14 protein-coding genes are annotated in these 23,926 nt (G+C 59.8%); 12 read left to right on the top strand and 2 right to left on the bottom strand.

Features of this window, described 5'->3' with window-relative positions; genetic code table 11:
- Positions 1–40 precede the first annotated feature (40 nt).
- From PSQ39_RS01315 to PSQ39_RS01340, 6 genes are all read left to right on the top strand, one after another.
- Positions 41–1,351, top strand: coding sequence for a sensor domain-containing diguanylate cyclase (locus tag PSQ39_RS01315; RefSeq protein WP_273924788.1), 1,311 nt, complete (start codon positions 41–43; stop codon positions 1,349–1,351).
- A gap of 522 nt (positions 1,352–1,873) precedes the next feature.
- Positions 1,874–3,457 carry a methyl-accepting chemotaxis protein gene (locus PSQ39_RS01320; RefSeq protein WP_273924789.1) on the top strand — a complete coding sequence of 528 codons (1,584 nt, stop codon included), beginning with the start codon at positions 1,874–1,876 and terminating at the stop codon, positions 3,455–3,457.
- 274 nt (positions 3,458–3,731) lie between these two features.
- A complete protein-coding gene (locus tag PSQ39_RS01325; protein WP_273924790.1) occupies positions 3,732–4,598 on the top strand; it encodes an OmpA family protein in 867 nt (288 codons plus the stop codon).
- A 161-nt stretch (positions 4,599–4,759) separates the two neighbouring features.
- Positions 4,760–5,692 (top strand): helix-turn-helix domain-containing protein, encoded by a 933-nt coding sequence (locus tag PSQ39_RS01330; protein ID WP_273924791.1) that lies wholly within the window; start codon positions 4,760–4,762, stop codon positions 5,690–5,692.
- Positions 5,693–5,868: 176 nt separating this feature from the next.
- A complete protein-coding gene (locus tag PSQ39_RS01335; protein ID WP_273924792.1) occupies positions 5,869–6,855 on the top strand; it encodes a Bug family tripartite tricarboxylate transporter substrate binding protein in 987 nt (328 codons plus the stop codon).
- Between the two features lie 6 nt (positions 6,856–6,861).
- On the top strand, positions 6,862–8,904 hold the full coding sequence (locus PSQ39_RS01340; protein WP_273924793.1) for an acetoacetate--CoA ligase: 2,043 nt from the start codon (positions 6,862–6,864) through the stop codon (positions 8,902–8,904).
- Positions 8,905–9,168: 264 nt separating this feature from the next.
- Here PSQ39_RS01340 and PSQ39_RS01345 read toward each other — a convergent pair whose 3' ends face one another.
- The gene (locus tag PSQ39_RS01345; RefSeq protein WP_273924794.1) at positions 9,169–10,317 is read right to left on the bottom strand and encodes a GGDEF domain-containing protein; all 1,149 of its coding nucleotides are present in this window, start codon (positions 10,315–10,317) and stop codon (positions 9,169–9,171) included.
- 604 nt (positions 10,318–10,921) lie between these two features.
- Here PSQ39_RS01345 and PSQ39_RS01350 point away from each other — a divergent pair.
- A complete protein-coding gene (locus tag PSQ39_RS01350) occupies positions 10,922–11,737 on the top strand; it encodes an alpha/beta fold hydrolase (RefSeq protein WP_273924795.1) in 816 nt (271 codons plus the stop codon).
- A 15-nt stretch (positions 11,738–11,752) separates the two neighbouring features.
- Positions 11,753–15,358, top strand: a complete 3,606-nt coding sequence (locus tag PSQ39_RS01355) for a bifunctional diguanylate cyclase/phosphodiesterase (protein ID WP_273924796.1) — start codon at positions 11,753–11,755, stop codon at positions 15,356–15,358.
- 420 nt (positions 15,359–15,778) lie between these two features.
- Here the strand turns inward: PSQ39_RS01355 and PSQ39_RS01360 are convergent, their stop codons facing one another.
- A complete protein-coding gene (locus tag PSQ39_RS01360; protein ID WP_273924797.1) occupies positions 15,779–17,161 on the bottom strand; it encodes a methyl-accepting chemotaxis protein in 1,383 nt (460 codons plus the stop codon).
- A 665-nt stretch (positions 17,162–17,826) separates the two neighbouring features.
- Between PSQ39_RS01360 and czcI the strand changes: the two genes are divergently transcribed.
- From czcI to PSQ39_RS01375, 4 genes are all read left to right on the top strand, one after another.
- The gene (czcI, locus tag PSQ39_RS21745) at positions 17,827–18,177 is read left to right on the top strand and encodes a cation efflux protein, CzcI family (protein WP_409241968.1); all 351 of its coding nucleotides are present in this window, start codon (positions 17,827–17,829) and stop codon (positions 18,175–18,177) included.
- 74 nt (positions 18,178–18,251) lie between these two features.
- Entirely contained in the window at positions 18,252–19,460 is a 1,209-nt protein-coding gene (locus tag PSQ39_RS01365) for a TolC family protein (RefSeq protein ID WP_273924798.1), read from the top strand.
- Between the two features lie 12 nt (positions 19,461–19,472).
- On the top strand, positions 19,473–20,699 hold the full coding sequence (locus PSQ39_RS01370) for an efflux RND transporter periplasmic adaptor subunit (protein ID WP_273924799.1): 1,227 nt from the start codon (positions 19,473–19,475) through the stop codon (positions 20,697–20,699).
- A gap of 14 nt (positions 20,700–20,713) precedes the next feature.
- Entirely contained in the window at positions 20,714–23,902 is a 3,189-nt protein-coding gene (locus PSQ39_RS01375) for a CusA/CzcA family heavy metal efflux RND transporter (protein WP_273924800.1), read from the top strand.
- The last annotated feature ends 24 nt before the right edge of the window (positions 23,903–23,926 follow it).

Genomic DNA, 23,926 nt, shown 5'->3' on the forward strand with positions numbered 1-23,926 from the left:
CCAGGGCCTGTGTAGGATACTTCCCCCGGAGGCCAAGACCATGCGCACAGGACAGCCGGAAATCCTTCAGGCCATCATCGACCACCTGCCCAGTGCGGTTTCGATGTTCGACGCGGACCTAAACATGGTGGCCTGCAACCGCAGGCTCCGCACCCTGCTCGACTTTCCGGACCATCTGTTCGAGCCGAGCTTGCCCAGTCTTTACGACCTCGCACTGTTCAACGCTCAAAGGGGCGAGTACGGACCGGGCGATCCAGCGGCACAGGCTGAAGCGCTGTGCACTCGTGCGAGATCCATGGAACCCCATGTGTTTGAGCGCCAACGCCCGGGCGGGATCACCCTCGAAGTTCGTGGCGCCCCACTGCCCGGCGGAGGCTTTGTCACGATCTACACCGACATCAGCGAGCGCAAGCGCGCAGAGCACGAAGCAAAGCGTTATGCCGCCTACCTCAACACCGTCATAGAGGCCCTGCCGCAGGGTGTGACAGTGATCGACGAGAACCTCGTGATTCAGTTGTGGAACCAGAGTTTTGAACGCTTGCTGGATCTGCCACTCGGATTGATGCAGCCGGGCGTCACATTCGAGGATGTGACCCGAAGCAATGCACTTCGAGGCGAATACGGCGACATCCACGTCGAACAACGTGTGCAGGAAGCCGCTGCACTGGCCCGCCAGTTTTTACCGCACCGCTTGATCCGCCAACGGCCCAACGGATCCACGCTGGAAATTGAAGGGCGTGTCCTGCAAATTGACGGTGAACAACGGGGGTTCGTTACCACCTACACGGACATCACCGAGATCAGCAACGCGCGCGAAAAGCTAGAGCAGATGGCGCTGCATGACCCACTGACGGGTCTTCCCAACCGAACTCAGTTTGAAAATCGATTCCAGCTGGAAATCGACCGACAAAGACGCGGTAGCGGGCCTCTGGCGTTGGTGATGGTGGACATCGATCACTTCAAACGCATCAATGACGAACATGGCCACCTCACCGGTGACGCGTGCCTCAAAGCGTTTGCCAGCTTGCTGCATTGGCGCGTGCGTCGTACCGACCTGGTGGCCAGATTCGGAGGAGAGGAGTTCCTCATCCTACTTCCCGATACGGACGCCTCGCAGGCGACTCAACTGGCAGAGAGCCTGCGTGAGGCCATCGCGACGATGTCTGTCCCCGGCGCCCCAACACTCACCGCCAGTTTTGGGGTGACCACCCTGCAACCAGGCGCCTCACAGAGCCTGGCCCAGCTCATCGAGCGAGCCGATATGGCGGTCTACCGGGCCAAAGCGGAAGGGCGGAACTGCGTATGCCAAGCAGCGGACCCAAACGGCGGCGACAAGGCTCCGCACGGCTAAATGCTCAAGTTTCAAAGCGGCAGCGGCGTTCACAGCCCCTCTGCGAGCAGACACTGATGAGATTCGCTGTCAGTACGGATGGCTCTAAGTATTCAAATTAGATAACTTGAAATTCATTGATAAGTAGCCTTGGCAAAGTGATGCCGCATGATCAGCAGAAGATCGCCGACCAATACCGCAATGTACTACTCAGCTGAATTTCACATGAATTCAAGGTACTGCGCTGTCAATACAATATGCCCTCCATTGCCATGCAGTCTCCTCAATACCAACGGGCATAAAAATGTTAATTGAAAGACTCTTCATTTCAAATTCAATCATTGACTCCAATGTCTGCCTGAGCGACCGAGGCTCAAGGTTCTTGCGGTGTGACAAAGCGCCATTAAGTTTCCTTGAAGATCATGTCAATCATGCAAAAAGCTCTTGCAAAAATGAGAAAACCGGCGAAAAAATAGACTAATTGCCTTCATAAAATCTCAAAAACCAAGCGAAAACGCAAACTCTGACACTCAGGAGACTACGGTGAACATATTTCAGCATCTCTCTGTCGCAAAACGACTGGCCGTCGGATTCTCCGCCGTACTTTGCTTATCAATCGCAGTCATCGGCATCAGCATCGCGCGCATGAGCGCTCTGGCAGATGCCGCCGACGAGATGGTGCAGATCCCAGTCAAAGCCGAACGATTGGTCAGTGACTGGTCCAGGAATCTCCACGTTGGCATCACGCGCACCGCCGCTGTGGCACGCAGCAGTGATCCGGTTCTGGCTGACTTCTTCGCCGAAGATGCCAAGGCTTCATCTGCGCGTTCGGCCGAACTTCAAAAAGCTGTCGAGGCGATGTTGGTCAGTGAATCCGACAAAGCGATATTCCGCGAGATTGGCGAATTGAGGGCCATCTATTTGAAGAACCGAGATGGCATTGTTGCACTCAAAAAACAAGGTAAGACAGACGACGCTTACGTGGTCCTCGAAAAGCAATTCTTACCGGATGCAAAGCGTTATGCGGCCAAGATGGATGAGTTATTGCTCAAACAGCGCGCACAAGTCGATCAATTGAGTAAAGCAATTGAGGAAAACCGCCAGAGCAGCAAGCAATTTCTTTTGATCTTAGGCTTTTTAAGTTTGCTGCTGGGTGTCGTGCTCTGCTGGCTATTGGCCCAATCGGTGACTGTGCCACTCCGACAAGCATCACTGTTGGCCAAGCGTGTTGCGGACGGCGATCTGGGTGCAGAAGTCCCACCGCACGGGACAGACGAGGTGGGTGAATTGATGGACGCCTTGGCATTGATGCAAAGCAGTCTGGCCAGCGTTGTTCAAAATGTCCGTGATAGTTCCGATCGCGTCTCTATGGCCAGTGACGAAATTGCGCAAGGAAACAATGACCTGAGCGCCCGTACTGAGCACCAAGCCAGCTCATTGGAACAAACGGCCGCGAGCATGGAAGAGCTGAGTTCAACGGTCAAGCTCAATGCCGACAACGCGCGACAAGCCAATCAAATGGCCATGGCTGCATCCCAAGTAGCAAGCCGAGGAGGTGAAGCGGTCAGCCAGGTGGTGGACACCATGAGGGGTATTCAGGATGCAAGCAAGAAGATCGGTGAGATCATCAGCGTCATCGATGGAATTGCATTCCAGACCAACATTCTGGCGCTGAATGCGGCCGTCGAAGCGGCTCGGGCTGGAGAACAAGGGCGTGGATTTGCTGTCGTGGCCGCCGAGGTGCGTAACCTGGCAAGTCGCAGCGCTGATGCCGCCAAAGAGATCAAAACGCTCATCAGCGCCAGTGTTGAGCGCGTTGAACTCGGGACGGTCCAGGTGGATCAGGCTGGCGTGACCATGACCGAAGTGGTCACCAGCATTCGTCGCGTCACAGACATCATGGGGGAAATCAGCGCTGCCAGCCAAGAGCAAACGGCTGGTGTCGCCCAGGTGGGTGAAGCAGTGACGGCCATCGACGAGGCCACTCAACAAAATGCAGCCTTGGTTGAGGAAATGGCAGCAGCAGCCTCCAGTTTGCGTAACCAGGCCCATGAGCTTGTCCAAGCTGTTTCCGTCTTCAGGCTGACATCCCACGAGCAGGGCAGCGCAGCGCTCATCTTGCGTTAGGCGGGCCTTCATTGGCCGCCACCAAACAGGCGCAACGAGTTATCAGCTGATAGCCAGCGCCGAAAAGTGTGCTGCCCCAATGCAGGCCCTGATTGCGCGTTATGTACTCCCGCGCACTCTGAAGCACCCATTCCATTGGAGGCCCGACAAGGGACTGGATTTACCAACCGCACCTGCGCGGCCTAGGTCAAAACCGCTCTGTCTCCCATTGGAAGCGAGTCTTGTTAGACGCGCATCAGCGGTTGCCATGCGGCAATCAGCTATCATATTCGGCATGAAAAAGTCAGATTTTATTTCACGCTTCGCACTAATGGCTTTTACGGTAGCAGGCGCATTCTGCACAGCGGATGCTGCAACACAGGACCAAACCCTACTTTCGGGCATGCCTGGTTACAAAATTGAAAGTAGCAAAAAAACTGGCTTTGGGACCCTGGCCGACGCGGGTCTCATGTATTGCGCGCCATCCAGAAAATGCAATGCGACCGATATCGGATTCAATGCCGAAGGGAAACTGATTGCAGAAGGTGAAGTCACCGCCATCCGATATGAAACCAAGGGCGAAGGGAGTACCCTGGCTGTCGCCCGAAATTATGAGGCGGCTATTCAATCCGCAGGTGGTCGCAAGGTCACCTGGAATGAGGGGCACGAGGGTACTCAAATATTTTTAATAGAAAAAGAGGGGCGAAAGACCTGGGTCGTTCTCGAAAATTATTTCAAGACCAACTACAAGCTGACCTACATCGAGGAAAAGAAAATGCAGCAGGTCGTTACCGCCAACCAAATGGCGAACGCCATTGGCCAGCAAGGGTACGCGACGATTTACATCAATTTCGCTAACAACAGTGCTTTGATTCAAGCTGACGCCAAGCCTGCCGTGAACGAAATCGTCGCCCTGCTGGCCAATGACAAATCCCTGAGATTGTCCATCGAAGGACACACAGACAACGTCGGCAACGCTGCTGCCAACAAGAAGCTTTCGCAAGATCGAGCGTCCAGTGTGGTCCAGGCGCTGATCGATGCCAAAGTAGATGGCAAGCGACTGCAAGCCAAAGGTTGGGGTAGCGAAGCACCCATTGCCGACAACCGAAATGAAGATGGCAGAGCAAAAAACCGCCGTGTTGAACTCGTCAAGCTGAAATAAGCGACAACGATCCAATCGTCTATTTCATTCCGAAAGACGGTCCGCTTAGGCCAGCATCGATGCCAACCGCCCAAGCAAGCAAGCTTTGGGCGGCCCCAACCCGTTTGGCCCGTCTGCGTGGCATCATCCGTGCGACTCCAGTTCTGGGCCTCCGGCTGACCATGCACCCACCTGACCCGCGTTTTGATGCTTCCCGGCGCGTGCCCAGCGACTTTGACGTGGGCCGCTGGCAGGCGCTGGAGCAGACCTCACCCGACTCTCCTCCCTGGAAGCTGCTGCCGCAAAGCGTCAAACGCTCCAGCCATGACCGCCCTTGGACGGGCCTGGTGTTCTGGCACCAGGTGGGGCCGGAGGGCGATTTGTATGTGCCACCGACGGCCAGCCACAGCATTCTGGTGCGTCGGGCACAGCCCACCCAGCTCTTACAACGCCAAGGCAGTGTGATCGAGTCACTGCGCTGGCAGCCGGGGCAAGCCGTCGTGGTGCCGGCCGGGCTGCCCTCGTTCTGGCGCAGCGCGCAGCCACGCGACAACCTGCACATTGACCTGTCGCCCGCTTGGCTGGAGCGAGTCGCGCACACGCAGGTGTCGCTGCAAAGCTGCTTCGGACGCGACGACCCCCTCCTGGCCGGGTTTGCCCAATTGCTGCTGGCCTCGCTGGATTCCAACACCTCGCTCGACAGCCAGTTCGGCCAGCACATCGCTGAAGCCATTGCCCTGCACTTGATGAAGCATTACGTCGGGGCACGGGCCAGCTCACGGACGCAGGCCGGACTTTCCCGACGCCAGATGCAGCGTGTGGAGGAGGCCTTGCGCGCCGACCTCGCCGCCCACTGGACGGTGGAGCGTCTGGCCCAACTGGTCGATCTCAGCCCCTTTCATTTTTCGCGGGCCTTCCAGGCCTCGTTTGGCGCGGCACCACACGCCTGGCTGAGGCAGCAGCGCATGGAAGCGGCCGCACATGCGGTGCGAGGGACCCGGCTGAGCTTCGAAGAAATCGCCCACCAGACCGGCCACCGCTCGGCCTCCCATTTCTCGCAGGCCTTCCGCCAGCACTGGGGCATGACGCCAACGGCCTACCGCCGGGCAGGCTGAACCACGGGTACGGGGTTTTCCCTGGATAGCGCAGGGTTTCGACAGGTGCAGCAATCCTTCGACAGTGGGCCCTGAAGCCCTGGGGCACATTCGCAGTGTCCGTAGCCAAGGCCTCCGCTTCGAGAAGCCATGCATCCCGGGCAAGCCACCAGACCCCTGCCGAAGGAGACAACACCATGAGCACACGCCGTCGTTTCACCGCCCACCTGGGCCTTTTGGGCGCCTCTGGCCTGCTGGGCGCCCTGCCCCATGCCACGTGGGCCCAACAGCCCGAACTGGCCCGCCTGCTGGTGGGCTTTCCGCCTGGAGGCAGCACCGACAATGTGGCGCGGCGAGTGGCCGATCGATTGCGCGGCATCTACGCCGGGCAGGTGGTGGTGGACAACAAGCCCGGTGCGGGCACCCAGATCGCGGTGGCGGCCCTCAAGGAGGCCCCCGCCGACGGCTTGACCATGCTGCTGTCGCCGCCTGCTCCCTTCAGCATTTATCCCTTCACCTACCGCAAGCTGCCCTATGGGCCTGAAGACCAGCTGCCCGTGGCCATGGTCTGTTCCTTTCCCTTCGCCCTGGCAGTGGGCCCTGCCGTGCCAGAGAGCGTGCGCAGCATCCCCGATTTCATCGCCTGGGCCAAGGCCAACCCCGGCAAGGCCAGTTTCGGTTCGCCCGCCGCGGGATCCACACCCCACTTGGTGGGCAGCCTGCTGGGCCTGATGGCCGGTGTGGAGCTGACCCACGTGGCCTACCGCGGCGATGCCCCGGGCCTGCAAGATCTGATGGGCGGCCAGCTGGCGGCTTACTCTTCGGTGCTGGGCAGCTTTCTGCCCCAACTCAAATCAGGCCGGATCCGTCTGCTGGCCGTGTCGGGCACCGAGCGCAGCAGCTTCATGCCCGCCCTGCCCACCTATCGCGAGCAGGGCTACGACATCGACATGACCGAATGGTTCGGGCTGTTCCTGCCGGGCAAAACGCCCGCACCGGTGGTGCAGCGACTGGCCGAGGCAGCCCGAGCCGTGGTGGGCCAAGCCGACTTTGCCCGTGGCCTGGCCGAATTCGGCATGACCCCTCGCTACCTGGGCCCGCGCGAACTGGCGGCCCAGTTGCGTGCCGACACAGAGATGTGGCGAGGCCACATCAAGAAGATCGGCTTTACTTCGGAATCCTGAATCACCATGACAGACAAGCTCCCTGCGGCCGTCCCCCTGTGGGTGCCTGATGATGCCCGTCGATCACAGGCCTTGATCACCGCCTTTGAAGCCTGGCTCGCGCGTGAGCGGGGCCTGCGTTTTGACCATTACGAAGAACTGTGGCGTTGGTCGGTTGACGATGCGGAGGGCTTCTGGTCGTCCATCCTGCAGTTTTTCGATCTGCACTTTTTCCAGCCACCGCAGCGCATGCTGGGGCACTCGCAGATGCCAAATGCCTCGTGGTTCCCCGGGGCGCGGCTCAATTTTGTGGCGCAAATGCTTCGGCACACCGCGCTGACGACACCGGCCGTGGTCTATGAGAGCGAAGCCATGGGCACGGGCGAACTGAGCTGGCCCGAGCTGCGGCGCCAGGTGGCCTCCGTGGCGGCCACCCTGCGGAGCCTGGGGGTGAGCGAGGGTGACCGCGTGGCGGGCTACCTGCCGAACATCCCGCAGACGTTGGTAGCCTTTCTGGCCGCAGCCAGTCTGGGGGCGGTTTGGGCGCTGTGCGCGCCCGACATGGGGCCCCTGAGCGTGGGCGACCGGTTCCGCCAGATCGCGCCCAAGGTGCTGGTGGCGGTGGATGGCTACCGCTTTGCCGGCAAGCCTTTCGATCGGCGTGCTGCGCTGGGTGAGATCCTGGCTGGCCTGCCCAGCGTGCAGGCCGTGCTCTGGGTGACGCACCTGGATGCCCAGGCCGAGCCCGTGCCCACTGCGGCCCCCCTGCACTGGATCCCCTGGGCGCAGGCCGTGGCCGGCGAGCACGAACTGCAACCGCAGGCATTGCCACCAGACCACCCGCTGTGGATCCTCTACTCCTCCGGCACCACCGGCCTGCCCAAGCCCATCGTGCACGGCCATGGCGGGGTGCTGGCCAACGGCATGGTCAACATGGTGCTGCACAACGACTTGCACCCAGGCGATCGCGTTCTGTGGGCGGTGAACACCTCCTGGATGGTCTGGAACGCCCACATCATGAGCCTGCTGGGCGGGGCCACCGTGGTGCTGTACGACGGCAGCGTGACGGGCGCCGGGCCCGAGCCCGACTGGGGCCACCTGTGGCGCCTGGCCGGGCGCACTCAGGTGCAGTTCTTCGGCGCGGGCGCGGCCATCCACCAGCAGTGCATGAAGGCCGATGTCATGCCCGCTCAGATTGCCGACCTGTCGGCCCTGAAGACCCTCGGCTCGACCGGCTCGCCACTGTCACCTGAGGCTTGTGGCTGGCTCTACAGCGCGGTCAAGCCCGATCTCTGGCTGAACGTCGTCTCCGGCGGCACCGACTTGGCCGGGGGTTTCCTGGTCGGTCTGCCCACGCTGCCGGTGTACCTGGGCGAGATGCAATGCCGAGCGCTGGGCGCCCGGGTCGAATCCTGGAGCGACGAGGCACAGCCCGTGATCGACGAGGTCGGCGAGCTGGTGTGCGTGAACCCGCTACCTTCGATGCCCCTGTATTTCTGGGGCGATGACGATGGCAGTCGCCTGCGTGAAAGCTATTTCGAGACCTTCCAGGATGCGGCTGGCCAACCGGTGTGGCGCCATGGTGACTGGCTGCGTCTGGTGCCCCGGCCCGAGGCCATCGGCGGCGTGATCTATGGGCGCTCCGACGCGACCATCAACCGCCAGGGCGTGCGCATGGGCACGGCCGAGCTGTACCGCGTGGTCGAGCAACTTGAAGAGGTGGCCGACAGCTTGGTGGTCGACCTGGAGTACCTGGGCCAGCCATCCTGGATGGCCTTGTTCGTGCAGTTGCGCCCAGGCCTCACACTGGACGAGCCCCTGCGCCAGCGCATCCGCCAGGCCTTGCGCTCAGGCTTGTCGGTACGGCATGTGCCCGACGACATCGTGCAGGTGGGGGCCATTCCGCGCACCATCACCGGCAAGAAGCTCGAGCTGCCCGTCAAGAAGCTGATGCTTGGCCATGCGCCAGACAAGGTGGTGCGGCGCGACGCACTGGCACAGCCCGAGAGCCTGGACTGGTTCATCGAGTTTGCCGCCCGCCACCTGAGCCAACGCAGCGCCTCGGCCTGAGGCCAGGGCTTGCCGTCTCAGCGCAGAGCAATCCCCGCGGTGCGAAGGGCTCGGCGTGAGGGCGAGCACCCTCGCTACAGGCTGACGGTCAACACGGTGGCGGCGGCAAGGGCTTAGCGGATAAATCAACTCTGCATGGGCTTTGCATGGATCAGTGAGCGCATGACTCGAGGAAAAGAATGATTTCAAAGCCAGAAATCAAAGAGGGGAGCGGGTCGGGTGACCCATGCACACTGACGCGCCAGGGCCGCGCTGAGTCACTGCTCAGCCCAGGCTGACCTGGTTGCGCCCTGCCGCCTTGGCCTGGTACAGCGCCCGATCAGCCCGGCCCACCACAGCATCGCAAGAGGCATCGCCTGCCTGCACCAATGCCACCCCAATGGACACCGTGCAGGCGGGAGCGTTGGTGTCAGCCGACAGGCTCTCCACCCGCACCCGAAGGCGCTCGGCCATCCGATGGGCCGACGCCAGATCGGAGGTCGTCAGCAAGACCACAAACTCCTCGCCACCGTAGCGGCCTACCCGATCAAGTGGGCGTAGGCCTTGTTCCAAGGTGCTAGCCACCCTCACCAGGGTGAGGTCGCCTGCCTGATGGCCGTGGTTGTCGTTGATGTGTTTGAAATGGTCCAGGTCGAGCAGCAGCAGGGCATAGGCGTGCCCCATGTTCAGCCAACACACATGCGCCTGCTCAGCCAAGCGCAGGATGGCGCGGCGGTTGAGGGCGCCGGTCAGCTCGTCGTGACTGGCCAGGTGTTCGAACTCCAGCCGCACTCGCTCGCTGGCCATCAGTTGGGCGCTCACGAGTACCGTCAGGATGGTGAAGCTGAAGGTGGCCACAAACACCATGTGAATGACCGAGCCAGCGTCAAAACGCTGCGTGTCGGGCGCGTCGACCCAGTAGGTGCTCAGGGCGCGCGCCAAAAGAACCAGGGTCTGCCAGGCCATGGCCACCAACATGAGACGGGCGGCAAAACCGTGGCCATGCCGGGCCAGCACATGGGTGTGAGCGCCACAGATTGCGGCCATGCCCAGGCCGAAAATCAGCATGCGGGGACGGTAGTCGGGCCAGATCACAAAAAACACAAACAGCCCCACGAGGCACACAAGCACCAAACTCACCCAAGGCCACCAGCGCAAGGGTTGGCCCAGAAACTCGCGCGTGCCGGCCAACAGGGCCACGGAGCAGGCCATCAGCAGCCCGTTGCCTCCCAAGCCCACCAACAGTGCCGGAGCGTACCCCAGCAGGGCATAGAAGCCGGTGGCTCCCAGGCCCAGCAGCGGCGCCAGCCCCCAATACCGAAGGCCCCTGATGTTGCTCGGGAAGTTGTGCCGGATGCCCAGCAGCACAGCGCCCATCACGGCACACTGCAGAGCGGCCAGAAAATTGAAACTGCGCAGGTCCAAAGAGGTCATGGGGCAAGTGCACTCACGCGGGCGGCGAGTTCTTTCATGAGTCTTCGCAGTTTAGTCGCCTGCACACGGCCAGACGCCCGCCCCTCTTTCTTCCTACATCCCATCTCTGAAATCGAGGTCAGTCGATCACCGTCGTCCGAGGGGTTTATGCAGGTCGCCATGGTGACTGCAACAAATAAAGTTCGTCGGGGGCAAATAGAGTTCGCCGGGGAAATTCCATATTATGAAATGCAAAGGCACCCCAGTTAAGGCGCTACCCGTTCTTATCCGAAGGTTTGTGGGCGGTAAGGCGGCTGGCTTGAGACTGACCGCCGCCCACCGATCAGCAAATCAGTGACCGCTCTGCTATGGGAGCATGAACATTGGCGACACGCACCGCTAACCGCCATTCGTCCGGATAGAGCAACAGTTTCGAGCAGAGCGGCCCAAGCAGACGGTGCAGCTACTTCACTGATGTCTCGGCGGAGCACGTCCGGTAGCAGTCTAGAAATCAGTGCACAATCACCAGGCTGATAAAAGTGATCCTGCACACAGGCGGTAGATGAAGTCGCGCAGACTTCGTACCGGTGCATGAATGTTGAACCCATACCCGTAGGTGTGATTTATGGACGTTCTGAAGCGAAACAATGTCAAAGTTTTAGGCGAAGCTGGACCAACTCTGCTCTATGCACATGGCTTCGGTTGCAACCAAGATATGTGGAGCAAGGTGATTCCGGCCTTCGCAGCGACCCACCGTCAAGTGGTCTTCGATTACGTGGGCAGCGGTAACTCGGACCGTACAGCCTTCGACCCCTATCGATACAGCGACTTGCGAGGGTACGCACAAGACGTCATCGAGGTCTGTGATGCACTCAATTTGACTGAAGGTGTAACCTTCGTCGGGCATTCTGTTAGCTGTAGCATTGGAATATTGGCATCGATCAATCGGCCTTCACTGTTCGATAGGCTTGTACTCTTAGGCCCATCACCTTGCTTTTTGAACGACCCACCTGATTACTTTGGTGGTTTTGAGCGCGAAGATCTGGAGGGTTTGTTGGCTCTCATGGATCAGAATTACATGGGTTGGGCGCAGTACCTGGCGCCAGTTGTTGCTGGTGCTTCTGGGCAAGGAGGTGTGGCGGATACGTTGAATGACAGCTTCTGCTCAACTGACCCTGCGGTCGCGCGCGTGTTTGCGCGTGCCACGTTCTTCGCAGATAACAGAGCCGACCTGCCTCAGGTTTCACGACCATCGCTTCTCCTTCAGCACCGTAAAGACAACTTAGCTCCATTGAGTGTTGGCGAGTATCTTCACGCTCACATGCCCGCAAGTACTCTACGGGTCATTGACGTAGAAGGCCACTGTGGGCACATGAGTAATCCATCTCTGGTCATAGAGGCGATGCGGGACTACATGGCAGTCACAGCTGTTGCAGCCTGACGCGAAGTCCCCACGATGACACATTTGGATGAGTTGCCCTGTGCCGTTTTGATCACAGACGGCATGGGGCGTGTACTGGAGGTCAATTCTGAACTTCTTGCAATGGTGGGGAGGTCGCGTGAAGTTGCTATCAGCACGTCGCTCTCAGATCTGCTCCCCCCAGCTAGTAAGATATTTTTGCAGACTCATGTGTGGCCAACACTATTTCGTGACGCCCACATTCATGAGGTCCATCTACAAGTAATTGGATCTGATACCTCGCGCATACCAGTGCTGGTGAACTCTCGGCTAGGTGAATATTTAGGACGACCAGCCTATTACTGGACAATGTTTGCAGCCCGCGAGCGTAACCGCTTTGAGGTAGCTTTGGTGGAGCAACGTAACCTTGCAGATGCTGCAAATCGAGCACTTCTCGATGGCCAGCGATTTGTCAAAAAAGTTACCGATGCAATTCCCGGCATGGTCGCGTATTGGGACAAGGATTTACTTTGTCGATTTGCCAATAAGGCATATGAGGAGTGGTTCGGTCTGACGTCTGATCAACTGCTCGGGACATCTTTGAAAAACCTGTTAGGCGAGCAGGTTTTCTCGTTGAATCAGGTGTACATTTGCGCAGCGCTAGGCGGTCAAGAGCAGTATTTCGAGCGTAGCCTGGTTAAGTCCGATGGTACTGTTGGTTATACAGTCGCGCACTATCTGCCCGACCGTGTTAACGGCGAGACTTGCGGTTTCTTCGCGATAGTCAACGACATCACATCGCTTAAATCCGCTCAATTGGCACTGGAGGAGGCGCAGCGTCTAGGAGGCATCGGCAGCTGGACTTGGCGTATTGATAGTGATGTTGTGGCCTGGTCTACACAGCTCTATGCGATTTTTGGCTACGATCCAGAACTACCTGCGCCAACCTTTGCAGGCCACGCCCAATTTTTTGAAGAACAAGCCTACGCTGATTTATCCAAGCACGTAGATCGAACCGTCGAAACGGGTGAACCCTACGAACTGGAGCTGCCTTACAAAAAATCCGATGGCAGTTGCGGCTGGGTGGAGACGCGTGGCGAAGTCGTACGCAGTCCCTCTGGACAAATTATTGGCTTGAGAGGAACGCTGCAAGAAATCTCACAGCGCCGAACGCAGAAAATGGCATTGGAAGCGACACAAAGTCGCCTTCAGGCTATGTACGAGACAACGCCAGCCATGCTCCATTCGATTGATGCGCAGGGTCGCCTGTTGCATGTCAGCGATGCCTGGCTAGCCAGCCTTGGCTACCGCCGGGAGGATGTAATCGGACGAGCTTCGTCAGATTTCATGACCGAAGAATCCCGTATCCGTGCGCGCAATGAGGTTCTTCCCCAATTCTTTGCAACTGGTCGCTGTGACGACGTGCCATATCAGATGGTTACCCGAACAGGGGAAGTCATCGATGTACTTCTATCAGCCATTCTTGAGCGCGATCAGAGTGGTCAATCGGTACGCAGCCTTGCGATCGTCCAAGACGTGACGATGCGTCGTCGTGCGGAACGCGAGCTTGCTAGAGAACATGCCCGACTTCGAAACCTAATCGAAGGAACGAACGCGGGGACCTGGGAATGGAATGTTCAGACGGGAGAGGTGATAGTCAACCCACGCTGGGGAGAAATTCTCGGCTGGCCTGCTGATGAGCTAGGCGTGGTGACAAATCAATTTCGAGCCGATATCTCTCATCCAGATGAACTGTCTCAGACTCGTGCCCTTCTGAGGGAGCACTTTGCAGGTGGTTCCGATGTATACGTCACCGAAGTGCGCCTTAAGCACCGTCAAGGTCATTGGGTGTGGGTCGAAGATCGCGGGCGGTTGATTACGCGCACAGCTGATGGGCGTCCTGAATGGATGTTTGGTATACAAATCGACATCTCTGAACGCAAGCGTCGCGACGAATCATTGCTCAGACTAACTACGGAGTTGGCAACTCAGCACGAATTGATGCGGGTCACATTGAGGTCCATCGGCGATGCTGTCATCACAACCGACGCATCTGGATTGATCAGCTGGCTCAATCCAGTAGCAGAGAAGATGACTGGATGGCTATCTGCTGAAGCTGTCGGGCGACCGCTACTGCAAATCTTTCACATCGTCAACGAAGAGACCCGTGAGCCAGCGCCTGACCCAGTGGCAGCCTGCATGGCAGAAGGCCGTATCGTTGGGTTGGCCCACCACACGCTCCTGATATCGCGAGACAACACTGAGTACGGCATCCAGGACTCAGCAGCCCCAATACTGAACGCAAATGGCGAAATGCTGGGTGTTGTCCTCGTGTTCCATGACGTCAGCGAGCAGCGACGTTTGAGTGGAGAGATGACTTATCGTGCAACCCACGATGCCTTGACAGGTCTACTCAATCGTGCGGAGTTTGAGACTCGCATGTCACGTACGCTGCGACATGCACATGAGCACGACAGCTATCACGCGCTGATGTATATCGATCTCGATCAGTTCAAGTTGGTCAACGATGCTTGTGGACACGCGATTGGGGATCAGCTGCTTCAACAGGTCAGCAAATTGCTTACTGATGCTATACGCGCCCGTGACACACTCGCTCGTTTGGGTGGAGATGAGTTCGCGATCATTCTGGAACATTGCACGATGGAGCAAGCCTGTCGCGTTGCACAGAAGATTTGCGACCGAATGGATACTTTTCGATTCATACACGAAGACCGGCGCTTTCGAATCGGAGCAAGCATTGGACTTGTACCGGTAGATAAACGTTGGACAAGTACCTCGACTATTCAACAGGCCGCAGATACCTCTTGTTATGCAGCTAAAGAAGCTGGGCGAAACCGGGTTCATGTTTGGTTTGATACTGACGCTTCGATGCGTGCCAGAAACCATGAAATTCAATGGACCTCTCGAATTGAGAGTGCACTGGATGGCGATGGCTTCGAACTATTTGCGCAGCGCATTGAGTGCCTGAAGACGCAGACGCAGACGCAGGGCATTCATGCTGAAGTTCTGCTGCGAATGCGCAATGCGGACGGGTCGTTGGTACTCCCCGGCTCATTTCTACCAGCAGCCGAGCGCTTTCATTTGGTTACACGGGTTGACCGGTGGGTATTAGGTCGATCAGTCAACTGGCTGAAGAGTCTGCCTGCAACTAACAACATCGAAAGTCTGAGTGTGAATCTATCGGGCCAGTCGGTGGGGGATCGGGCTTTTCATTCATGGGTCTATGAACTGTTCGCAGAGGTCGGTCCTTTGGTCTGCTCCAAAATTTGCCTCGAAATCACTGAAACAGCTGCAGTTACGAACCTTGCAGATGCAGTGATCTTCATCAGACAGGTCCGTGAAGCTGGCGTGAAGGTCTCGCTGGATGACTTTGGCGCCGGTGCATCATCATTTGGCTATTTGAAGGCTTTACCAGTTGACTATCTAAAAATCGACGGACAATACATTCGCAACCTGGTACTCGACAAATTGGATGATGCTGCCGTTCGTTGTTTTGTTGATATTGCGCAACTTTCGGGACTCAAGACGGTGGCGGAGTTTGTTGACAATTCCGATGTGCTCAATCGGCTGCATGTGATAGGAGTTGATTATGCGCAAGGTTATCTTTTACACCGACCCGAGCCTATTGACCGCTTACTCTGAATCTCGTTTGGCTGATTTTTCTAGACATCTTTTAATTAGCCGCATCAAAGGTTGTTTTAGATATCTCATTCGCATGAGTTTTTGATTTTGATATTCAATTATATTGACTTCAATTTTTGTGGAGATTTTAATATTCGTTAAATTGAGTCGGCCAGCCACGCAAAAGATAGCGGGTCTTGAAATTAGCAGGATCAGCTAGGCATAGATCACTATGGATCTAACTTGGTTTAAAGAAAATTTCAGCTCCTAGCTCGCAGGGCCCGATTAGATAATTAGCCAAATTCACTCTCCTACTGTGCACATCAGAGGGGCGCACTTCAGAGAGTGGACCAGTGACAGTAGCTACCATAGGCTACGCGCGGTGCGACGACGTGCTCAGTTTGAAACGGAGACCGCTTCCACCAATTGTTGGGCCTGGTATTACCGGCTTTGAGCAGCTGCGGCGCTCTCCTCAACCAAGGCAGAGTTCTGTTGCGTCGTTTGATCCAGCTGATTGATGGCCTGGCCGATCTGGGTCACGCCAGAGCTTTGTTCCGAACTGGCCAAGCTGATTTCACTGACGATATGGCTCACTCGAGCGATGGCTGTGACGACTTCTTCCATGGTCTGCCCCGCTTTGTCCACCAGCATCGTGCCCTGCTCGACTTGTTCCACGCTGGCACCGATGAGGGCCTTGATCTCCTTGGCGGCCTCGGCTGAGCGGCCGGCAAGGCTCCGGACCTCCGAGGCGACGACGGCAAAGCCGCGGCCTTGCTCACCTGCTCGAGCTGCTTCCACGGCAGCGTTCAATGCGAGGATATTGGTCTGGAAGGCGATGCCATCGATGACGCCGATGATGTCACCGATCTTCTTGGAGCTGTCATTGATCCCCTTCATTGTTTCAACCACCTGGGCCACCACCATGCCCCCCTTGCTCGCCACATCAGAAGCGTTGTGAGCCAGTTCGCTGGCCGTCTTGGCGTTGTCTGCGTTGAGGCGCACCGTGTTGCCAAATTCGTCCATGGTCGCGGCCGTTTGCTGCAGTGCACTGGCCTGTTCTTCGGTTCGCTGGCTCAGATCGGTATTGCCGCTTGAGATCTGAGCCGACCCCGTTGCAATCGAGTCAGCGGCTCCGCGCACCTGGCTGACGATCTGGACCAGGCTTTGCTGCATGGCACCGAGCGATTCAAGAACACTGTCGGGAGGCGCCGTCGCAGCGCCAGCCAGGTTGGCCAGGTCTCCCTCGGCGACCCGTTGAGCCACCTGACCCAGAAAGCCGGGTTCCGCGCCCAAAGCACGGGTCAGACTGCGCACGATCAAAGCGCCTGTCAGGACCGCCGTCACAACCGCGATCAGGCAGGCTGCAACAAGCCAATTGCGTTGAATTCGGTAGTGTTCTTCGGCCTCTTTGACCATGGCCGCTGACCGTTTGGCGGTTACTTCGGCGTAGGCCTGCGACTTCTTGATCAGCTCAGCCAGCAGCGGTCGGCATTCATCATTCATCTTGGCGATGGCTTCGTCCCGTTTGTTCTGCAAGGCCAATTGGACGATGCCCAGGGCAACTGGGCCATAGGCTTGCTCGACCACAACAATGTCATTGACCAGGGCCTTGATGTCGGCAGGGACCTCAGGGCTGGCCGTCAGCTCTTTCAGAGCGGTGAGGTCTTTCTGAACCTGCTCGTGCGCCCGGGTGACAGCCAACTTCTCTTGCTCCAGCTCGGCAGGCTTGGTGATCAACACCAGATTGCGAGCCGCAATCGCCCGAGCATCCACCTCGATCAGTATTCGATTGACCAGAGAGGCTCGGGCATTGATGCCCGTCACGAAGGACTCAAAAGCTTGGTTAGCATCCTAGAGAGCGATGATGGCCAAGCCCGATGCCAGAAGCATCAGGGCTGTCAAACCGCTAAAGGCTGCGGTGAGCTTCGCCCGAACGGACATGTGTTGAGTTGACATTTGGTGCCTTGGTCGGAGGTGATACGAATCCGTTTTTGCAGATCTTTTTTATCGAATAAATCATTTTAAAAACGACTGTAGTGGGCTTCCGTCGAGTTCTTTGACTGTGTTCGGTAGCAAACATAAGCAGAGGCTTCTGGGGTCTTCGCAGGGGTGGTTCCAAGTCATGCATGAGGTGATCTCAGCCCCTCAGGCGTAGCACGCACCAGTGAACGCAAAGGCTGCGCACAGGACATTCCATCGCGGTGCCGCGCTGTGGCGTCAAGCGGTATGACAGCCTGGCTGTTCGCAGAGCATCTTGACGCCAGCCAGAGGCCCAGAGGCACGGCGGCCGGCACTGGCAAAAGCCGTGAGAACTGAGCTTTGCAGTCGCCGTGGTCAGCGCCGCGAAATGGTTCGCCCCCAACGGGACTGGCAGACCGTTTCCTCAAAGCCCCTCCTGTTCAGGTGCCCTGTGTTGCTCCAAAGACCCCAGACTTCAGCGGCTCAGACAGGCGTCCCAAGCGCCGTCATGCGACATAATCCGCGTCGCAATGAAATACCTGATCGCGTTTTTTGTGGCTGTGCTGTTGCCGCTCCAATTGTCTTGGGGAGTGGCGGCCGCTTATTGCCAGCATGAAACGACCGCATCAGCGGCCCAGCACTTTGGCCACCACAGCCATGTGCATGACCAGGGCGATGAAGCCCCCTCGCTCAGCAGCGCCAAGCTGATGACCGACCTGGACTGCGGCGCCTGCCATGCGTCCTCGGTGGCGGTACTGCCTGCTTTTGAAGCTCTCCCACCAGCCGGCGCGCCAACCGTCACACCCGCGTCCCCCAGCCCACAAGGGGCCTCCGCACCTCAGCGTGCCCCCGATCGCCCTCAGTGGCTCCGTCTCGCTTAGCCGGCGAGACGTTCTTCTCCAACATCCGATCAGCAACGTTTCGCCGAATCCCCAGGTTTTAACCATGAGATTCGATGAACAAATTTCTATGGCCGCTCGGGCTGGCGGCCGCCATTTTCAGCCCTGCGCCCCTTTGGGCGCAAAACGCACTGACCCTGGACCAAGCGCTTGAACTGGCCGCGGCTCGCAGCCCCAGCCTCTCCGCCGCCGCCAGGGAAATTGAGGCCGCCGACGGGGCCTTACGCCAAGCTGGCTTGCGCCGAAACCCAGAGCTTTCCAGCTCGGTCGAAGACTTGCGCGCCAGGACGCGCACGACCACAACCCTCCTCGGCCTGCCGCTGGAGCTGGGCGACAAACGCCCAGCCCGGGTGGCCGCAGCCGAGCGCTCCAAGGATCTGGCCGTCGCCGACCTGGCCTTGGCGCGCGCCGAACTGCGCGCGCGCGTCACGGCCTCCTATTTCGGCGTCCTGCTGGCGCAAGAGCGACGCAGCTTGGCCGCCGACTCGGCCGCGATCGCCCAGCGGGCCAAAGACGCGATAGGCAAGCGCGTGGCCGCCGGCAAAGCCTCGCCGGTGGAAGACACGCGCGCCCGGGTGGACTTGGCCAACAGCCAGCTCGAAGCCGCAGAGGCCCAGGCAGAGCTGCAAACCCAGCGCTTCAGCCTGGCACTCCTCCTGGGGCAAACCTCGCCCAGCTTTGAACGGGTCGCGGGGGAAGCCAGTGCAGCCCCCAAACGCCCGGCCCTGGAGGCCTTGTTGGCTCAGCTCGACAGCGCCCCCAGCCTGCAAACAGCGAGGCTGGAGCGAGAGCGCCGCATGGCCCTGGTGGCCGTGGAACAGAGCAAGTCCACGCCCGATGTGTTGGTGAGCCTGGGCGCCAAGCGGAACAACGAGCAGGGCTTGACCCAAGCTGTGCTGGGCCTGTCCATCCCGCTGCCCGTGTTTGATCGCAACCAGGGAGCGATCCTGGAGGCCTTGCGCCGCTCTGAAAAGGCCAGCGATGAGCTGGAGGCCACCCGCCTGCGGCTCATGGCCGAACTCCAAGAGGCCGCCAGCCGCCTCGCCATGGCCGACCAATCCCTTCAAACACTGCAAGAGACGGTGCTGCCCGCCGCACAACAAACCTACGAAGCGGCCAGCAAAGGCCTGGAAGCGGGCAAGTTTGGCTTTCTGGAGTTGCTGGATGCCCAGCGCTCGCTGCTGCAAGCCCGCTCGCGCTACCTGAACACCCTGGCGGGTGCCCATCAAGCGGCCGCCGTCATCGATCGCATCCTCGGTCGCTAAGAAGGAACCCACATGACCCTCACCAACAAACAACGCATCGCCATGTTGAGCATCGTGATCGCCGGCGTCGTGGGCAGCGCCGCCCTGGTGCTGAACAAGTCACATAGCTCAGCCCACCAGGATGAAGCCTCGCATGATCACGCCGACGAGTCGCCCAGCCAAGCCACCCACGGCGCCAAACAGGCTGGCGCCCCATCCGCCGCGCCAGAAGAAGGCTTTGTCAAACTGACGCCAGAGCAGCAAAAAGCCGCAGGCCTGGGGTTCGCGTCTGCAGGGCCCGCCAAGTTGCAAAGCGCCAGCGATTTCCCAGGCGAGATCCGCTTCAACGAGGACCGGACCGCCCATGTGGTGCCCCGGCTGGCAGGCGTGGTCGAAGCCGTGCATGCCGACCTGGGCCAGCGGGTCAAGAAAGGCCAGGTGCTGGCGGTCATTGCCAGCACCGTGTTGTCCGAGCAGCGCAGTGAATTGCTGACAGCGCAACGCCGCCAGGAGGCTGCCCGCGTCACGCTGGAACGTGAAAGAAAACTCTGGCAGGACAAGATTTCGGCCGAACAAGACTACCTGCAAGCGCAATCCGTGCTGCGCGAGGCGGACATCGCCGTGTCCAACGCGCTGCAAAAGCTGGCCGCTGTCGGTGCGGCCCCCACCGCCACGCAGCTCAATCGCTTCGAGGTCAGAGCACCCTTTGATGGCATGGTCGTCGAGAAGCACCTCGCCTTGGGCGAGGCCGTGCGCGAAGACGCCAACATCTTCACCCTGTCAGACCTCAGCACGGTCTGGGCAGAGTTTGCCGTGGCCCCCAAGGATCTGGCCGTGGTGCGCGTGGGACAGAAGGTGGCCGTCAGCTCGACGGCCTTTGCCGAACAGGCCGAAGGCCAGGTCTCGTACGTCGGCGCCTTGATTGGCGAACAGACCCGCACGGCACGGGCGCGGGTCACATTGGCCAATCCACAAGGCGCCTGGCGGCCTGGCCTGTACGTTACCGCCAGCGTGCTGGGCACCGAACAGCCCGTGGCGCTGGCGGTTCCGCTCAGCGCCGTGCAAACCGTGGAAGACAAGCCCAGCGTGTTCCGGGTGGTCGATGGCGGGTTCCGCGCCGTACCGGTGAAAACCGGTCGCACCGACCGCCACCAAGTCGAAATTCTTCAAGGCCTCGCAGCTGGTGACCGGATGGTCATGGAGAACGCCTTCCTGTTGAAAGCCGAGCTGGGCAAGTCCAGTGCCGAGCACGGTCATTGAGCGGGAGCGACACCATGTTTGAAAAACTCATTCGTTTTTGCATTGAGCAGCGCTGGCTGGTCATGCTGGTCGTTTTGGCCATGGCGGGCCTGGGCGCCTTCAGTTACAGCCGGCTGCCGGTGGATGCAGTCGCGGACATCTCGAACGTTCAGGTTGTGGTCAATACCAGTGCGGCTGGCTACTCGCCCCTGGAGACCGAGCAACGCATCACCTACCCCATCGAAACCGTGATGGCCGGTTTGCCTGGCCTACAGCAAACCCGATCGCTGTCGCGCTACGGTCTGTCCCAGGTGACCGTCATCTTCAAGGACGGCACGGACATCTACTTTGCCCGCCAGTTGGTCAACCAGCGCTTGCAGGAAGCGCGCGACAAACTGCCCTCTGGCGTCACGCCGACCATGGGGCCGATCTCCACCGGCTTGGGAGAGATCTACCTCTGGACGGTGGAGGCCGAAGCCGGTGCCCACAAGCCCGATGGCAGCCCCTACACCGCCGCCGACCTGCGCGAGATTCAGGACTGGGTCATCAAGCCCCAACTGCGCCACGTGCCCGGGGTGACGGAGATCAACTCCATTGGCGGCTTTGAAAAGCAGTACGCCGTGGCGCCCAGCCTGGAGCGACTGGCCGCCTATGGGTTGAGCCTGACGGACATCGTCAACGCCCTGGAAAAGAACAACGCGAACCAGGGTGCGGGCTACATCGAACGCCTGGGCGAGCAGTACTTGGTGCGCGCGCCCGGCCAGGTCCAGTCGATGGACGACCTGCGCGACATCATCGTGGGCAGCGCCCAGGGCCTGCCCATCCGGATCCGCGACATCGCTTCGGTCGAGATCGGCCGGGAGCTGCGCACCGGCGCGGCCACCGAGAACGGCCAAGAGGTCGTGTTGGGCACCGTGTTCATGCTCATGGGCGAAAACAGCCGGGCCGTCTCGCGCGCGGTGGACCAGCAAATGGCGGCGATCAACAAGTCCCTACCACCGGGCGTCAAAGCCGTCACGGTGTACGACCGCACCCACCTGGTCGACAAGGCGGTACGCACCGTGCAGAAAAACCTGATCGAGGGCGCCGCCCTGGTGGTGGCGGTGCTCTTTCTGTTCTTGGGCAACCTGCGGGCAGCCCTGATCACGGCCCTGGTGATTCCGCTGTCCATGCTGTTCACCTTCACAGGCATGGTCCGCACGGGCATCAGTGCCAACCTGATGAGCCTGGGGGCGCTGGACTTCGGCATCATCGTGGACGGTGCGGTGGTCATTGTGGAGAACTGCGTGCGTCGGCTCTCGCAAGCCCAGGTCCAACAGGGCCGGGCACTGACCCGCGCAGAGCGCTTCCAGGAAGTGTTCGCCGCCGCGCAGGAGGCTCGCCGCCCGCTGCTGTTCGGGCAAGCCATCATCATGGTGGTCTACCTGCCCATCTTGGCCCTGACCGGTGTGGAGGGCAAGATGTTCCACCCCATGGCCTACACCGTGCTCTTGGCGCTGCTGGGCGCCATGCTGCTGTCGGTGACCTTTGTCCCCGCTGCCGTCGCCTTGTTCATGAGTCAGCGCGTGTCGGAAAAGCACAACCCCCTGATGGTCTGGGCCGAGCGCCGCTACAAACCGCTGTTGGCCAGCAGCCTGGCCAACGCCCCGGTGGTGGGTACCCTGGCCGCGACCTTGGTGCTCTTTTGCGGGGTGGCGGCCACCCAGTTGGGCAGCGAGTTCGTGCCCAACCTCAATGAAGGCGATTTCTCGGTGCAGGCCCTGCGGGTGCCGGGCACCAGCCTCAGCCAATCGGTGGCCATGCAAAAGCAGCTGGAGACCCACCTGCTGTCGAAGTTTCCGGAGATCGAACGCATCTTTGCCCGCACCGGCACCGCCGAGATCGCCTCAGACCCCATGCCGCCCAACATCTCCGACGGCTACATCATGCTCAAACCGATGGACCAATGGCCCGAGCCACGCAAGACGCGCGATGAACTGTTGGCCGGCATCCGGGTGGCTGCGGGCCAGGTGCCCGGCAACAACTACGAGTTCTCACAGCCGATTCAGCTGCGCTTCAACGAACTGATCTCGGGCGTGCGATCGGATGTGGCCGTGAAAGTGTTCGGTGACGACAACGAGGTCTTGAACAAAACCGCCAGCCAGATCGCCCAGAAACTGCAAGCCATCCCCGGGGCGACCGAGGTCAAGGTCGAGCAGACCACGGGCCTGCCCATGCTGACGGTGGCCATCGACCGCGCCAAAGCGGCGCGCTACGGACTCAACATGACCGATGTTCAGGATGTGGTGGCCATTGCCGTGGGGGGGCGGGAGTCCGGCACCTTCTTCCAGGGTGACCGCCGCTTCGACATCCTGGTGCGTTTGCCTGACGCGGTGCGTGAAGACCTGGACACCCTGAAGCGACTCCCCATTCCACTGCCCAAGCAGGGGACAGATGCCAGGGCCCGCTCGGTGTCCCTGGCCGAGATCGCCACGCTGGAGCTGGCCCCCGGTCCCAACCAGGTCTCGCGCGAAGACGGCAAGCGCCGGGTGGTAGTCAGCGCTAACGTGACGGGGCGTGACCTCGGCTCCTTCGTGGCGCAAGCGCAGGCCGCGATCGATCAAGTCCCCATCCCCTCGGGCTACTGGACACGCTGGGGTGGGACCTTCGAGCAGCTACAGTCGGCGACCCAAAGGCTCCAGGTTGTGGTGCCCCTGTCCTTGGCACTGGTGTTCGTGCTGCTGTTTGCCATGTTTGGCAACGTGAAGGACGGGCTGCTGGTGTTCACGGGCATTCCCTTTGCCCTGACCGGCGGTGTCCTGGCCCTGTGGCTGCGCGACATCCCCTTGTCGATCTCGGCGGCCGTGGGCTTCATCGCCCTGTCAGGCGTGGCGGTCTTGAATGGCCTGGTGATGCTGTCCTTCATCCGCAATCTGCGCGAACAGGGCATGGGCCTGGAAGACGCAGTGCAAGAAGGCGCCCTGACGCGCCTGCGGCCCGTCTTGATGACGGCCCTGGTGGCCTCGCTGGGCTTTGTGCCCATGGCCTTGGCCACCGGCACGGGCGCCGAGGTACAGCGCCCGTTGGCCACGGTGGTCATCGGGGGGATTCTGTCTTCCACGGCCTTGACGCTGCTGGTGCTGCCCATGCTGTACCGCTGGGCACATCAGAAGGACAGGCCGACCGAGGGGGAGGCGGAACCGCAGACGGCTGCGCCAAACACCAGTCCGGCCGTGACCCTGTAAGAGACCCGCCTCACGGTCTTGCCA

Source organism: Curvibacter microcysteis, from assembly GCF_028649455.1.
GTDB classification, from domain to species: domain Bacteria; phylum Pseudomonadota; class Gammaproteobacteria; order Burkholderiales; family Burkholderiaceae_C; genus Curvibacter; species Curvibacter microcysteis.